Genomic DNA, 16265 nt, shown 5'->3' with positions numbered 1-16265 from the left:
TTAATATTTATTTACATAATTTCTTAATATTTTCTTAAAAATTATATAAAAGTCATTCTTAAAATAAAATAGTGCATTAATTAATTTTATAATTAATGCACTATTTTTAAAACTTATTTTAAAATTAAGTTTATAAATTAATTTATAATTTTAGAACTACTATTAAAATTGATATTAGAGATAACACTCCACTAATAAGACAAACACATAATAATACCTGCTTTGTACTAAGTCCTTTTCTTTGAAGTCTATAATGTATTTGACTTCTATCTGCTTGATATACAGGCTTTCCTTCAGTAAATCTTTTAAAAACTACAAATAAATTATCAAATATAGGAACTCCTAATGCTAAAAAAGGAATAAGTATAGACATTATAGTAGCTTGCTTAAAGGCTCCATCTAAAGCTATAATAGCTAAAAGAAACCCTAAAAAGTTAGCGCCAGAATCCCCCATGAATATTTTTGCTGGAGGTCTATTATATCTTAAAAATGCCAATATACATCCAACTAATATAATACACATAATAGCAGAATCATATTGATGCATAGCTAAAGCTACAACAAATAACGTAGTAGCTGATATTGAAGTAATTCCTCCTGCTAATCCATCCATACCGTCAGACCAATTAACAACTGTAGTAACCCCAAAGATCCAAGTAATAGTTAATATATATTGTAATAATATAGGTAAAAGAATATAATGACCATCAAATGGATTTGTAACACCTTTAAATACAATACCACTAAAATATATAATATTAGCAGCTATTAATTGTATTACTACCCTAGGTAATATTTTAAATTCTTTTCCTCTTGATTTATAGTAGTCATCTACAAGTCCAATAGAAAGGACTAAAAAAGCAGCAACTACAATACTTATTTTTTCCTCTAAATTATCATGTACAAAAAATAGATAGCAAATACTAAATCCTACAAACATACCAAGTCCACCTACTAATGGAATAGCTCCTTTATGCTTCTTTCTTTCTGTAGGCTTATCTGTAAAACTATATCTTTTTGCTAATTTCATAAAAAAAGGCATAGTTAAATATACTATTATAAATGATGCTATTAATGCAATTAAGTATCCTAACATACTTATTCTCCTTCTAAATCTTCATCTTAATTGTTATAACCTAATTTACAAATATAAATTAATTTAAAAATACACTTATACTATATCATATTTTTGATAACATTTTCTAAAAAATCAATAAAACTTTATATTATTTATTTTTATATGTATTAATTTTATTATTAAAATTAAAGATACTTTCCCTAAGAAGTATTAATATAAAATCTTTATATTAAAATTATATATTAATACTTAAAAAAGAAAAAGTATCTTTTAGTTATTTATTAAAACTTAAATTATATTTATATTTCCTATAATTTCATTTTCTTTTAGTCCATCTGAAATTGCATTCTTAAGAGAACTTACTATAACTTTTTTAACTTCCCCTTCTACTTGAGCTTTAACTATATCACTTGTTCCAAATAATGATGCTACTGCTTTACCTTTGTTTTTCTCCAATATATCCTTATGATTTTCAATATTAATATTAATAGTTATTGTAATCATTTTTCACCTCTTATTAAATTTCAACATTTAACTATATGAGGAGAATTATAATATTATGATATTCTTTTTAAATAAAACTTTTTATAAAATTAAATTTATAATTTTAATAATATTATAACCATTATTTTTATAAAAATTTATTTCTTTTTATTCTTTAAATAAGGATTTATTTTTGTGCAAATTTTCTGTTAACATTAAATATAGTATTGTAATAACCGGTTTTATAACATTTATTTATAATTAATTTATGTATATAAATAAAAATCTTTTTCCTTAAATTTATTTTTATATAATTAATCTAATCTTATTATAAACTGCTATTGTTTCAATGATTTTGTTATTTAATAAGATTATATCTAAAGCTTAACTTTTCACATAATCTTTATACAAACTATAATTAAAATATTTTCATATCCAATTAAAATCATCATTTTTATCTTTTAAGATATATATTTTCTGTCTATTATTACCTTTAACTTTTTAACATTAGCTTTTTTATTAAAGAATTCCTTTATTTTTTATCTTCTCCGTCTTTACATACAACGTTAAAAACATGCCATGAATCCGTTCCTTCTCTCTTTTTCTCATATTTATAAAGAATTTCTTTGATTTGTCCATTTAATTCTTCAAACTCCTCTGTTGTTAAATAAATTTTTCTATCAACTAAAGATGTAAAATTAATATCATTACCTTTATTTATTCTTTCGGAAACAGAATCCATTACCATATTTTTAGATTTTTCATAAAACTCATTAATAACTGTTAAAACCTGTGACTTATATATTTTTTTGCTATGTTCATTTATATTTTCACCAACTAGTTCATAACTATTAGCTGTTAAATAGTAATACTTTGCTATTATTCCCTTTATTTCTTTTGTTCTAACTAGCTCTATAATACCAGCTTTCTCTAGTTTTTTTATGTGATAATGTACCTTTGCTGGAACTTCTTCTAGTTTATCTGCAATTTCTTTTACAGTTAAAGGTTCTTTATTATTTCTAATTAAAGTTATTATCTTTAGTCTGTAAGGATCGGAATAGGTTTTTATTTGCTCTAAAGTGGTTAACTTAACAATATCTTTCAATTTAATATACCCCCAAATTTTTATTATATTATTCTAAATTCGCCCCATAATTTATAAAAGTATTCACAGCTTATTGAAAACATTAACAGTTTATTTTGATTTAATTATATCATAATTTATACCAGTAAAAAAATATAACATTAAAATTTAAATAAAATAGGTTAATATTTTCATACTTTTTATAAAAAAACCCTAACATTCAAAAGTTATGAATATTAGGGCTTACTTTAATCAATCTTTATTTATAATTTAATAGGAAGTAACTCCTATCCTCTTTGTTCAATCATTGACTTAACTTTCATAAGTCTTGTTAATGCTCCTCTTTCATTTTCGTCAAGCTTCATTCTTATATATTTTATAGTTTCTTGAAGTTGAGGAATTGTCATATACTCAAGTGCATTAACTCTTCTTCTTGTTTTCTCAATCTCATCTGCCATAAGTTGGCATGATTTTTCTACTTCTGCAAGCTCTAGAAGTTTTGGAAGTATTGCATAAAGCTTTGCTAAGGCATCATCTAATTCTGCTGAAGTATTGGCAAATCCATAAGGGTATATGCTGCCTTCATCTTCTTCAAGCTGACGCTTAAAGTTCATCATAGGCACATTAACACTCATTATGTTTTTGTTTCCAACCTCAACAGAGATGCTTTCCTTTGGATAAGAAATAGCTTCTTCAAGGAATTCAGAACTCATTACAGCTCTTGCCATAACAAAGTCTTTTAATGATAATTGAAGTTCTCCTTCAACATCTTCTCTAAGCTTATTATTATACTTTACAAGATTTATAAACTGTCTCATAAGCTCATCTTGCTTATCTTTTAAAAGTTTATGACCTCTTGTAGCTGTAGATAATCTTTTTTTAAGCCTAGATAATTCCATTCTGGTTGGATTTACATTTAATCTTGCCATATACTATTCTTCCTCTCCAGCAGGCATATACTTTTCAAGGAATTCATCTCTAATTCTCTTAAGCTCTGTTCTTGGAAGAATTCTTAGAAGTTTCCATCCAAGATTTAAAGTTTCTTCTATAGATCTATTGGATGTAAATCCTTGAGCTACATATTCATTTTCAAAAGCCTCTGCAAACTTAGCATATTTCTTATCAGTTTCTGATAACGCTGATTCTCCTAGGATTGCAACAAGTTCTTTTGCCTGCTTACCTTGTGCATATGCTGAGAACAATTGGTTCATAGTATCTGCATGGTCTTCTCTAGTTTTTCCTTTACCTATACCCTTATCTTTAAGTCTTGATAATGATGGTAAAACATCTATTGGAGGCATTATTCCTCTCTTATATAATTCTCTTGAAAGAATTATCTGTCCCTCAGTTATATATCCAGTTAAGTCTGGAATTGGGTGAGTTTTATCATCTTCTGGCATAGTTAATATAGGAATTTGTGTTATTGAACCTTCTTTTCCCCTAATTCTTCCAGCTCTTTCATACAATGTTGAAAGGTCAGTATATAGGTATCCTGGATATCCTCTTCTACCTGGAACTTCTTTTCTTGCAGCTGAAACTTCTCTTAATGCTTCTGCGTAGTTTGTTATATCTGTCATAATAACAAGTACGTGCATTCCCTTTTCATATGCAAGATATTCTGCAGTTGTAAGAGCCATTCTAGGAGTTGCTATTCTCTCTACAGCAGGGTCAGATGCTAAGTTCATAAATAGAACTGATCTATCTATTGCTCCTGTTCTAGTAAATTCTTCAACGAAAAATTCAGCTTCTTCGAAAGTTATACCTATAGCAGCAAATACAACAGCAAATTTTGAATCAGAATTTAAAACTTTTGCCTGTCTTGCTATTTGAGCAGCAAGTTGAGCATGTGGAAGTCCTGATCCTGAGAACACTGGAAGTTTTTGTCCTCTAACTAGAGTGTTAAGTCCATCAATTGCTGATATACCTGTTTGTATAAATTCTGATGGATAGTCTCTTGCAACTGGATTTATTGCCTCACCATTTATATCTAATCTTTTTTCTGGTATTATCTTTGGACCATTATCTTTCGGTCTACCCATACCGTCAAATACTCTTCCTAACATATCTTCTGATACGCCAATTTCAAGTGGTCTTCCTAAGAATTTAGCTTTAGTTCCTTTTAAGTTAATTCCTGATGATCCTTCAAAAAGTTGGACCATAGCTTTACTACCATTAACTTCTAGAACTTTACCTCTTCTTTTTTCACCAGAATGCATTTCTATTTCAACTAGTTCATCGTATTTAACACCTTCAACACCTTCAACAACCATCAAAGGTCCTACTACTTCTGTAACTGTTCTATATTCTTTAAGCATCTAGAACCCCTCCTTCGCTGATTAAGTTGTTTATTTCATTTGTTAGGTCTTCAAATATTTCATCTATTTTATTCATTTCAGTTTCTGATATATATTTACTTCTTGCAATCTTATCTCTTACAGGAAGTTCTAATATCTTCTCTAAATATACGCCATTATCTAAAGCTCTATTAGCTTCTTTACCAAATTGAAGAACCAACTTTAACATTTTATATTGCTTATCAAGTGAAGAATAAGTATCAACATCATGGAAAGCATTTTGTTGTAGATAGTCTTCTCTTATAGACTTAGAAACTTCAAGTTTTAATCTATCTCTTTCTGATAAAGCATCTATACCAACTAATCTTACGATTTCTTCAAGGTTTGCTTCTTCTTGTAATAATGCCATAGCTTCTGTTCTTAAATCTGACCAATCTGAAGCTACATTATCATCCATCCAATCTCCCATTTTTTCAAGATATAATGAATATGAATTTAACCAATGGATTGATGGAAAATGTCTTCTATATGCTAATTGTGCATCTAGTCCCCAGAAAACTTTAACTATTCTTAAAGTAGCTTGAGTAACTGGTTCTGAAAGGTCTCCTCCTGGAGGTGAAACTGCACCGATTGCTGTAACTGCTCCTTGTCTTCCTTCATTACCTAGACATACAACTTTACCAGCTCTTTCATAGTAATCAGCAAGTCTTGATCCTAAGTATGCTGGGTAACCTTCATCACCGGGCATCTCTTCAAGTCTTCCTGACATTTCTCTTAAAGCCTCTGCCCAACGAGATGTTGAGTCAGCCATTATTGATACTGAATAGCCCATATCTCTAAAATATTCAGCTATTGTTATACCTGTATATATAGAAGCTTCTCTAGCTGCAACTGGCATATTAGATGTATTAGCTATAAGAACTGTTCTTTTCATTAAGCTCTCACCAGTTTTTGGGTCTTTAAGTTCTGGAAACTCATTAAGAACGTCTGTCATTTCATTACCACGTTCTCCACATCCAACATAAACAACTATTTCAGCATCTCCCCATTTAGCTATCTGGTGTTGAACAACTGTTTTACCAGCACCGAATGGTCCTGGAACTGCAGCAGCTCCACCTTTTGCAACAGGGAAAAATGTATCTATAACTCTTTGTCCTGTAGTCATAGGTTCTATGGGATTTAATTTTCTTTGGTATGGTCTACCTTTTCTTACAGGCCATTTTTGCATCATAGTTAATTCTTTTTCACCTTTTGATGTTTCTACAACACATATTGGTGTATCTATAGTAAATGATCCTGATTTAATATCTTTAACTGTTCCTTCTACTCCAAAAGGTACTAAAATCTTATGAAGTACAACTGCAGTCTCTTGAACTGTTCCTATTATATCTCCAGTTTTAACTTTATCTCCAGCTTTAACTGTTGGATTAAAGTCCCACTTCTTTTCTCTATTTAATGAAGGTACTGAAACTCCTTTTGTTAAAAAGTTACTTTTTGCAGCCTTCATAAATGCATCAAGTGGTCTTTGAATTCCATCGAACATTGACTCTATAAGTCCTGGTCCTAATTCAACACTAAGTGGCTCTCCAGTAGTTATAACTGGGTCTCCTGGTCCTATTCCTGATGTTTCTTCATAAACCTGGATTGAAGCCTTATCGCCTCTCATCTCAATGATTTCTCCGATAAGTCCCTTCTCTCCAACCTTAACAACGTCATATATATTAGCTTCATCCATTCCTTCAGCAACAACTAAAGGTCCAGATACTTTAATGATCTTTCCGGTCTTCAAGTTACCTACCTACTTTCTATAAAATATTAACGCCAACTGCTTTTTCTACGTTATCACTAATTCTTTGCATTCCTATATTTAATGTTCCTTGATTGCTTGGAATTAATATCACAGCAGGAAGTATTTTTTTATTGTATCTTTCTATTGTTTCTTCTATATCTTTTGCAACTTGTTCAGTTACAAAGATAACTGCGTAATCTCTCATTGCTAGTCTGTCAATAGTCTTTTTTGCTTCTTCAGCTTCAACTACTGGGAATACATCTATTCCTAATGCTTTAAAAGCTAAAACTGAGTCTTTGTCACCAACTACTCCAACTTTTTTATACATAACTATCACGCAGCCTTTCTCTTATAACTTCCTCAGTAATATTATTGAGTTTGCCAACCATGATTATTCTTACATCTTTAATTTCATTTTCTTTAGCGTACAAGTATGCTAATAATGGTTCTATGCCTAAACTAACATATTTCGCATCTTTCATTAAAGCCATTATATAGTTATCACTTAACTTTTCTAAAAGGCTTACAGAACCTGTTTTAGAATAAGATTCTATACCTTGCTTTAAAACTTCTGAGTAATCAGTATATGATAATTTTCCAGCTATATTTTCAACAGAATCGTTAAGTAAAGCTATTAATTTATCATTATCAATTGCTCCTCCTTCAATTAAAACTAATGAAAGGAAGTCTCTTGATTTGTTCTGCTTTTTTACTCTTAATAAAGTTTTTATATTAGTTAAATCTATAAGACTTTTAATGTATTTATTTAAGAAATTATCATTAACTTCTTTAACTATTTCCCTCATATGTTCAAACATATATTTATCTAATATAATATCAACTCTTTGAGGATCTTTATGAGATGCAAAATCTTCAAAAGCAACTTCTATACCCTGTCTCATAATTGGATGTAAATCTCTATATGCTTCATTATCTATAGCATATTTAAGTTTTCCAACATTTTCAGTACCAACTGGTATTGCCATATGGGAAAAATCCTTTTCTAGAATTTTTCCCTTAACAAATACTTTAGCATTATGGTAGTCATACTTTAAACTCATGACATCCATTATCTTTTTTTCAGGGCTTATTTCATAAAGAAGATTATATACTCTTTTTAATTCTTCACTAAGAACTATTTCATAATCTTCAGCTCTTTTTACATTAGTCATAACATTGACATACTCTGTTTCCTGTAAAACTTTTAAAACCTCTTGAGCAGAGGATGCTTCTATCATTCTGTCAATTTTGGCTTTATCAAGGAGTTTGGTTTCATAAACCCTAATTCTTGGAATTACTTGGGTAAATTCCATTACATCCATGTGTTACCCTCCTTAATTAAATAATACATTTGCTACATCGTATTCTAAATCATCTTTCATAGAACTTACTAAAGCTTCAAAGGTATTATTTATTTCTATACCATTTTTCTCTAGTATGAATCCGCCCTTAAATTGGCCAATTTCATTACTTAATTTTATAGAACCTTTTTTACCTTTAATTTCTAAATCTTTATTTAATTCTGAAATAAATTCTTTTGATACTATATTCTTACCATTAGAATTTAATATAAGATTTTCATCTCCAACAATATCGCTGTTTAATATAGTTTTCTTTAAAAAGTTTAAAAACTCTTCTTTTGAAAGCTTACATAAACCTTCTACTGCTTCATCAAAAACCTTAGATATAATTGTCTGCTTTCCTTCAAGCTTTTTATTTCTAACTTGAAGCTCTGCATTAGAAATTATTCTTTCTTTTCTAGTTTCTGATTCTCTTTTAGCTTTTTCTAAAATTTCAAATTCTAGTTGCTTAGCTTCATTAACCTTTTTCTCTATTATTTTATTCTTCTCTGCATTAGCACTTTCTAATATTTCATTACTTTGTACTTTTGCTTCTTCAAGTATCCTACTTGTTAAATTTTCTAAATTAGCCATTACGCTTCACTCCAAACTATTTTATGAATAGAACCATAAATAATGATGCAACGAAACCTAAAACAGCATATGTCTCAACCATAACAGCGTATATAACACCCTTCATTACATCGTTTGGTCTCTTAGCTAGTATTTGAACACCAGCTGCAGCAACCTTACCTTGCCATATAGCTGATCTCCATCCTGCTATAGCAACTGGTAAACAAGCCATGAAATATTTAAGTCCTAATCCTAACTCTGGAGCATCTCCACCAAAAATACCAATCTTTGTGAATAATAATAGTGCGATAACGAAACCATATAAACCTTGTGTACCTGGTAGTGCAACTAATATAAATGTTTTACCAAATTTGTCTGGATCTTCTGCCATAAGTCCTGCTGCCGCTTGACCTACTATTCCTATACCTTGTGCAGATCCTATACCTGCTAATCCTACTGCTATTGCAGCTCCTAATAATGCGAAAATCATACCGTTTGTTCCATTTGCAAAGAATTCAATCCATGTATTCATTTAAAATATTCCTCCTCTATTTTGTGATCTTTATATATTTGTCAGAAAGCTTAAATGGAGTAAATTTCTTTCCTCCACCTTCATAGAATTTACTGAAAAATTCTAAGTATTGTAATCTCGCTGCATGGACATATGAACCAAGAGCATTTATTAATAAGTTAAATGTGTGAAGTCCTAAGAACATAAATGGTGCTAAAAGATACTTAGCTGGTGATGGTACAAGATTTATAATTAGATTTAATGCATTTGCTATAAATCCTGTTGCAAGACCTAGTGCTAATAATCTTGAATATGAAACTACATCTCCTAAGTAACCAGTAATTCCATAAACACCATAAATTCCTCCACCTATTTTTCCACCTAATGTAGGCGCTGTTCTACCTTGAGTTAATAATAATCCTACTAATCCAAGGGCCATTAGTATTCCACCTATTCTTCCACCAACTCCAACTAAAAGTAAAATGGCTCCTATAAGTGTTAAATACCATGTTAATACATCATATATAGCATCTTTTATTTGTCCTGATTTTATTAGCATATATCCTTTGATTCCTAGTCCTATAAATATATGAACTACACCAAATGCTAATGATAAGATAAATATTGTAGTAATATCTTTAGCAGGATCTAATAGGTAAGGTACCTTTATACCAAAATAAACTGGTAGTAAATCTCCAAACCATCCTCCATATATAGCTCCCCAAACTACTGTTGATATTCCAGCGAAGAAGAATAACTTATATGTTTTTCTTTTCTCCTCATCTTTTACCCTAAATAAAGCAAAAGCTGATGCTGCAACAATCATTAATCCATATCCTGCATCTGAAAGCATCATGCCAAAAAATACAAAATAGAATATTGCAAGTATTGGTGTTGGGTCCACTTCTGTGTATTGAGGCATACTATACATTTCAATTAAACCTTCAAATGCTGAAGAAAATTTACCATTTTTAAGTTTAATTGGAACTTTTTCATTTTCCTCTTCTTTTACAGCTTCAAAGACTAAATAATAATTATCTCCTACTGCTTCTTTAATAGCAGCTTCTAATTCATTATTGTCTTCTTCAATATTCCATCCACAGATAGTTATAACTTTCTCTGTCTTTAGGAAGTTTTCAGTGGCATTAAATCTTATAATTAGATTATTATAGTAATCATAAGCCATTTGTAAGTCATCTCTTTTATTAGCAAATGACTTAATGCTCTCCTTTATTTCATCTTCCTCTTTTAATAAAGTTTCTATTTTTTTATTATATTCTTTTATTAAAGAGGTCGGCATTTGATCATAAACAAGAGCAAAAGAAGAAAAACCATTTTCCTTTAATATTTCTGATGCTATATCTTTATCATTATGATTAACTAAGATGAATATATATGCATCTTGGTTATCCCTATTTAATATTTCATAATAGCCATCAGTTATCTCTTCTTTTAGTTCTGAGATAAGTTTTTCTTCATATTGTTTTGAGAAAGTTCCTAAAAAATATGAAGTATACTTTAATTCTTTAATTGAACTAAAAGGAGCATCAAAATTCGCCCATTTATCTAGGGTAGCGATTTCAGTTCTAAGCTTTGTAACCTCGTTAGAAATCTCATTTAATCTTACTTCTTTTTCTTTTAAAGTATTGCATACCTCTTGCCAATCACTTTTCTTCATCATATCATTTAATGTGCTATATCCTATACTTTCTTTATCACTAAGCATAGTCATTAGTCCACTTTTTTTAGGAGCATATTCTTGAAGAAGATCTAAGGTGAATTTTATTTTTAAAAGGTTATCCTCAAATTCAACGCAACTTGTTCCTACTGAATCTTTATTCAATCCTTTTAATATTTCGATCTCCTCTTCAATTCCATCCTCCTGAAGATTGATGAATTGAACTCCTTGGAAACTTTGAATAGCTTCCAGAAGTTTTGCCTTTTGTGACTCAAAGGAGAGTAATGTAAATTTATTCATTTTAACTATTGCCATGAATATTCACGATCCTCTCAATCACTATTTTAACTCCGTCATTTATTTTGTTCTTAGGAACATCATAAATGGCTTTTGTTTCTTCCTCTCCTTTTTCAAGGATAGGTTTTGCTTGTTTCTCCCCTAAAGCTATAGCCTCTTCCATTATTTTTTGTGCTTTAGCTTTAGCATTGTTAATTATTGTCTTATAAGTTTCTTCACCTTCAGCCACAGCATTATTTACAATTTCTTTACTATCGGCCTGAGCTTTTTTTAAAATGTCATCTGCTTCAGCTTCAGCTTTTTTAATCTGATTAATTGCCTCTAATGCCAAGATCTCACCACCTTTAGAATAGATTTAAGAGTATATATATTAATACTTTATATAGTATTAATTACGTCTTATACTATAGTATTATACAGTTTTTTAATATTTTTTCAACCTTTTAGTATTAATTAAATTTCTATTATTGTTATTATTTTACCATTTTCCTTATTAAAATCTAGTTTTACTTAATTAAATTATATAAATCTATAATTTTTTAAATATTATGCCTATTATAAATCTATTTGAATATTTTTTCTATATTTAAAAAATTCACAAATTTAACAATTTAGAAATATATTCAGAAGATAAGATTTAGCAAAAGCTAAATCTTATCTGTTATATCAATTATATTATTACAATTTTCTTCATCAAATATTAGATAACAGGGAGAAAATTTTATTTTGTTATTATCTATGTATTCTGTTATGTCTAATCTAAATCTTTCTATATGATATCTCTTCTTTTCAAAATTTTCATTAACAAAAAATCTAATTTCTCTTTCTTCTTCTTTTTTCATATCTCTTATTAGAAAATCTGGAAGCCATTTTTTCTTATTAAACATTAAATAATCATACTTTATTAATTCCTTTAATACATCCTCTTCTTCTCTATTAAATTTATCTTCGTTAAAATCTAAAAATACTTTATAGTATTCTACATTGCCAATATTTCTATTAAAGTATCCTTTTTTCTCAAAAAACTCCCCTAATTCATAGTAAAAATCAAAAGGAGTGCTAAATTTAGGTTTAAAGAAATTTATTATAGTGTTAAATTTTTGTGAATTATAATATTTGTCTAATACTGCTTCTACTCTTTTTAGTTTCATTAAATCTTCATAAGATAAATCTTTAGATTTTATAATCTCATAAGGAGCATATGGTGAATATATTATTCCCCACTTTTCAGCTTCCATTCTCATTAATGATCCTTTTAAAAGTTTTAAGAATCCCAATTGAAGTTCATCTGGACTTATAGAGTAGACATCATTAAAAGAATTTCTAAAGGAATTATAATCTTCACCAGGAAGTCCTGCTATTAAATCTAAATGCTGTATAACATTTTTTCCTCTCTGTACTCCTAAGACTTTTTCTTTTATATGCTCAAAATCTATAAACCTATTTATATTTTTTAAAACTTCATTATTAGTAGTCTGTACTCCAACCTCTAGTTGAAATCTTCCTTTTGGTGCTTTATTTAATATTTCTATTTCATCTTCCTTTAATATATCTGCTGCGATTTCAAAATGAAATCTTGTTTCTGTATCTTGTTTGCTTAAAAAGCTCCAAATCTCTTTTGTATAGTCATGATTACAGTTAAAAGTTCTATCAACAAACTTTACAAGTCTTACTTTTTTGTCTATAAAAAATTTTAATTCCTTTTTCACTCTATCTATCGGTAAAAATCTTACCCCTTTTATTGTAGATGAAAGACAATATTTGCAATTAAAAGGACAGCCTCTTGATGCTTCATAATAAATTATTTTATTTTCAAAATTATCCTCTTCATTATATGGAAAAATTAGTTTATCCATATCCATTTGAGGTCTTATTCCTCCATAAGAAATATCTCCATTTTCTTTTTTTACATACAATCCTTTTATAACTTCTAGATTTTCACCTTTTATTTTCTTTTCTATAAATTCTTTATATGTTTCCTCTCCTTCTCCCTCTATTACATAATCTCCAGAGGAATTTTTTAAAAATTCATCACTATTAAAAGACACCTCCGGTCCTCCATAAAGTATTTTTATGTTTTCATCAATTAACTTTATAAGTTCTGATAGTCTGTTTACATATTCCATATTCCATATATAACATGAAAAGGCTATAATATCTGGTTTTTCTTTCATAATCTCTTCAGTTATTATTTCTATTCTATCATTAATAGAAAATTCTCTTATTTTACTTTCATAATTTAAATCCTTAGTATATGCTTTTAAATATCTTACAGCTAAATTACTATGGATAAACTTTGAGTTTACTGCTGTCAATAATACCTTCATCTTTTACGCTTCCCTTCCTTTTTCCTTTAATAAAATATATTTTATCACAAACCTTTATCTCTTCTATAAAAAAATATTTTTCAATTAATTTTACTGCATCTTCCATTTTAAATTTATTAAGAAAATTAAAATCTTTATAAAGAAACTCTTTTTTATCTTCTCTAGGTAAATTAACCGTTATTTTAGTAGAAACTATTTCCTTAAACTCTTTTTCATAATCCCATATATATAAATATCCATCATGAATAATTAAATCATATATTTGTTTTATAAGTTTATCCCTTCCTCCTAAAATACCAAATTTAGATAAATTAAAAAATAAGATGCCATTATCAAATTTCTCTTTATCTTTAGGACTTTCTATCCCTTCATAATAATCTACACAGACTTCATCATCAAAGGTTTTCGATAAAGTATATATTATACCATAGTTTTCTTCTCCAATATCTAATATGTCACCATTTATTTTTATATTACTCAAATCTATATTAATAATTTGTTCATTTTTAATTTTCTTTTCTAATTCTTTTTTAAATGATTTTTCTTCATTTTTAAAAGAGAAATCTTTTAAATGATTTTTTTTATATTCATTTATTTTATCTTTAATGGTTTTATTAAATAAACTTTTTTTCATAACGTCCCCCATTTCTATATTTTTCCATATTTTATAATTCTACATAAAAAAAAGAATTCCTTTTAATATAAGGAATTCTTAATAAACTCGTCATAGAACCAAGCTAAGTAACCTGCTGTTGTTCTTTGTGCCTGTTTTAAAGTTCTTATTGAAATATTATAATATCTTTTATCTTTATCTTTTATTCCTATATATGTCTCATAAACACTATAGGCAACTTTAGCATTAGCTCTTATATAGTCATCAATTCTTTTATAAATTATAGCTCCCTTTTCTACTGCAAAATCATAATCATTAAATAACTTTGATATAATCCAAAGCTCGTAACTCCTATGACTTTTTAGAAGCTTATTATTAACATGCTGAGGTACTGTAGAATCTTGTATTAAATGACATGCTGCTCCTAAATAAAACATGGCTTTTTCAAAATCGCCTTTTTCTATATAACTTATAGCTTTATTATGATATTTTATGCACTCATCTAAAGCATTAGAAAATCCATAAAGTCCTTTTTCCTTAGAATAATGAAAAAAGTGATTTGTGCTTTTAAAATCTTGATCCGCCCAAGAAACTCCTTCATTTAAATTTCTTACATACTTTCTATAAAACTCACTAGTTATAGTATATCCATCATTATTTAGTATTTGAATCGCTTGTAAATTAATAAACTTATGGACTATACAAGTAGTTTTTACAGCTACCTTTTTTATTGGATTTACAGCAAACATAACTCCCTTTGCTACTTTTCCATAAGTTTTTTCAACTTTCTTCATCTTTTTCCCTTCTTTGAATAAATATTAGCTTTACATAATGATAACATGTTTTGTAAAAAAATCCTATAAACATATTTTAAACTTTATATCGCCTTATTCTTATATCGTTTTTATTATATTATCTCTACAGAAAATATAATATTTTTTTTGTTACTTAATAAATATAACTTATTTTTAAATATCCTAATATCTTTAATGTCTTCATCATCTTTAAAAGTTATTATATCATCAATAAGGCAATCATAAGTTAAGGTACTAAGTTTTTTATCTTTCTTATCGTAAAAATAAATTTTTTCTACCTTATTTAATTCATTCATTTTATCTATAACTAAAGCTTCTAATGATCCTAAATTATTATGATTATAAAAAGCTTTAGGAATCTCTGTAGTTGGATGATTATCTAATATGAATTCTCCTCTTTCCCCATTTACTAGAAACTTTTCTGATGTTATAGGTTCTCCACCACTATAATCAGGCCACCCATACCATTTATTTTCTTCTAATTTATATAAATAATCATTATCTCCTTCTATAGCTCTTACTCCTATATTATCCATTCCCTCTATTATAGAATAAATTTCACCTTTTGAATTAGTATCCCAAGACTTAATATTTTTTATACCCCAACTAAATAAATTGCTTTTTTTATTTTTTAAAGAATATTTAATAACTACTCCATTTCCCGGAAAATTACTATTTATAATTTGTCCTTTTATTCCCCCACTACCATAAGGTAAAAAGGGACCTGTTATATTTTCTCCAAAATTTATTCCACTTAAAGTTAAAGGTTTAGGAGATAAATCATATACCATTCCTTTTTCTTCTAAATTTTCAGCAACTCCAGAATTAGTTACTGTTCCTATACTAATATATATATTATCAGAAGATGCTAAAATTTTAGTTTCATTTAATTGTCCATAAGTAGGTAAATTATTCATAAGTACTTCTGTTTCCATATTATTTAAATCTAAAACTTTAAAATAATTTCTATCTATATAATATATCTTATTCTTTAGATATCTCATTGAAGATATCTTAAAAGAATCATCTTTTATTAATTCCTTAACTACTCCATTAGAATATATAGCTTCTATACCCTTTTCCTTTGCTAAATATAAGTTTCCCTCTTCATCAAAATCTAAGGCTACACCTTTATCTATTCCCTTATAAACTACTTTAATTTTACAATTTCCTTTTAAAATATCTATTTCTTGATTTTTAGTTAAAAATAAAAATCCTAATGCTAAAGCTAAAATTAATATAAAAGCACTACTGACTTTTAAAATTTTCTCCAACATTCTCACTCCCTTCAAAATATTTATATTTTTAACTCCCTAGAATAATTCCTTTATAAAGTTTAAATTTGAATATTCGTCCAAGCTTTTGAATATTAGTTTAATATTG

General features: G+C 28.0%; 16 protein-coding genes. All 16 read right to left on the bottom strand.

Going from position 1 to position 16265, the window contains the following annotated elements; all coding sequences use genetic code 11:
• Window positions 1-142: 142 nt before the first annotated feature.
• The 16 genes from BUA70_RS03305 to BUA70_RS03230 all read right to left on the bottom strand — a co-directional run bounded on the left by BUA70_RS03305 (window position 143) and on the right by BUA70_RS03230 (window position 16156).
• A complete protein-coding gene (locus tag BUA70_RS03305) occupies window positions 143-1096 on the bottom strand; it encodes an MraY family glycosyltransferase (RefSeq protein ID WP_072893075.1) in 954 nt (317 codons plus the stop codon).
• 270 nt (window positions 1097-1366) lie between these two features.
• Window positions 1367-1582: a hypothetical protein gene (locus BUA70_RS03300; RefSeq protein WP_072893072.1), complete on the bottom strand. Its 216-nt coding sequence runs from the start codon at window positions 1580-1582 to the stop codon at window positions 1367-1369.
• Window positions 1583-2093: 511 nt separating this feature from the next.
• Window positions 2094-2666: a winged helix-turn-helix domain-containing protein gene (locus tag BUA70_RS03295; RefSeq protein ID WP_072893069.1), complete on the bottom strand. Its 573-nt coding sequence runs from the start codon at window positions 2664-2666 to the stop codon at window positions 2094-2096.
• A gap of 266 nt (window positions 2667-2932) precedes the next feature.
• Window positions 2933-3574 carry a V-type ATP synthase subunit D gene (locus BUA70_RS03290; protein ID WP_072893067.1) on the bottom strand — a complete coding sequence of 214 codons (642 nt, stop codon included), beginning with the start codon at window positions 3572-3574 and terminating at the stop codon, window positions 2933-2935.
• 3 nt (window positions 3575-3577) lie between these two features.
• Window positions 3578-4960 (bottom strand): V-type ATP synthase subunit B, encoded by a 1383-nt coding sequence (locus BUA70_RS03285; RefSeq protein WP_072893064.1) that lies wholly within the window; start codon window positions 4958-4960, stop codon window positions 3578-3580.
• Window positions 4953-6728, bottom strand: coding sequence for a V-type ATP synthase subunit A (locus tag BUA70_RS03280; RefSeq protein WP_072893061.1), 1776 nt, complete (start codon window positions 6726-6728; stop codon window positions 4953-4955). The genes BUA70_RS03285 and BUA70_RS03280 overlap by 8 nt, the downstream gene beginning before the upstream one ends.
• Window positions 6729-6744: 16 nt before the next feature.
• Window positions 6745-7056: a V-type ATP synthase subunit F gene (locus tag BUA70_RS03275; protein ID WP_072893391.1), complete on the bottom strand. Its 312-nt coding sequence runs from the start codon at window positions 7054-7056 to the stop codon at window positions 6745-6747.
• Window positions 7049-8050: a V-type ATP synthase subunit C gene (locus tag BUA70_RS03270; protein WP_072893059.1), complete on the bottom strand. Its 1002-nt coding sequence runs from the start codon at window positions 8048-8050 to the stop codon at window positions 7049-7051. The genes BUA70_RS03275 and BUA70_RS03270 overlap by 8 nt, the downstream gene beginning before the upstream one ends.
• A gap of 12 nt (window positions 8051-8062) precedes the next feature.
• Window positions 8063-8662, bottom strand: a complete 600-nt coding sequence (locus BUA70_RS03265) for a V-type ATP synthase subunit E (protein ID WP_072893056.1) — start codon at window positions 8660-8662, stop codon at window positions 8063-8065.
• Window positions 8663-8678: 16 nt separating this feature from the next.
• On the bottom strand, window positions 8679-9173 hold the full coding sequence (locus tag BUA70_RS03260; RefSeq protein ID WP_072893053.1) for a V-type ATP synthase subunit K: 495 nt from the start codon (window positions 9171-9173) through the stop codon (window positions 8679-8681).
• A 16-nt stretch (window positions 9174-9189) separates the two neighbouring features.
• The gene (locus BUA70_RS03255; RefSeq protein WP_072893049.1) at window positions 9190-11145 is read right to left on the bottom strand and encodes a V-type ATP synthase subunit I; all 1956 of its coding nucleotides are present in this window, start codon (window positions 11143-11145) and stop codon (window positions 9190-9192) included.
• Window positions 11132-11458, bottom strand: a complete 327-nt coding sequence (locus BUA70_RS03250) for an ATPase (protein ID WP_072893046.1) — start codon at window positions 11456-11458, stop codon at window positions 11132-11134. Before BUA70_RS03250 ends, BUA70_RS03255 begins: the two co-directional genes overlap by 14 nt.
• 316 nt (window positions 11459-11774) lie before the next feature.
• Entirely contained in the window at window positions 11775-13454 is a 1680-nt protein-coding gene (locus BUA70_RS03245; protein WP_072893043.1) for a B12-binding domain-containing radical SAM protein, read from the bottom strand.
• On the bottom strand, window positions 13411-14088 hold the full coding sequence (locus BUA70_RS03240; protein WP_083573440.1) for a hypothetical protein: 678 nt from the start codon (window positions 14086-14088) through the stop codon (window positions 13411-13413). Before BUA70_RS03240 ends, BUA70_RS03245 begins: the two co-directional genes overlap by 44 nt.
• A gap of 62 nt (window positions 14089-14150) precedes the next feature.
• Window positions 14151-14861 carry a zinc dependent phospholipase C family protein gene (locus BUA70_RS03235; protein ID WP_072893039.1) on the bottom strand — a complete coding sequence of 237 codons (711 nt, stop codon included), beginning with the start codon at window positions 14859-14861 and terminating at the stop codon, window positions 14151-14153.
• A 113-nt stretch (window positions 14862-14974) separates the two neighbouring features.
• Entirely contained in the window at window positions 14975-16156 is a 1182-nt protein-coding gene (locus tag BUA70_RS03230; RefSeq protein ID WP_072893036.1) for a hypothetical protein, read from the bottom strand.
• Between the last annotated feature and the right edge of the window lie 109 nt (window positions 16157-16265).

It is taken from the genome of Clostridium fallax, assembly GCF_900129365.1.
GTDB classification, from domain to species: domain Bacteria; phylum Bacillota; class Clostridia; order Clostridiales; family Clostridiaceae; genus Clostridium_AH; species Clostridium_AH fallax.
Note: the sequence above shows the minus strand (reverse complement) of the source record. Positions and strands in the feature narration are given on the sequence as shown.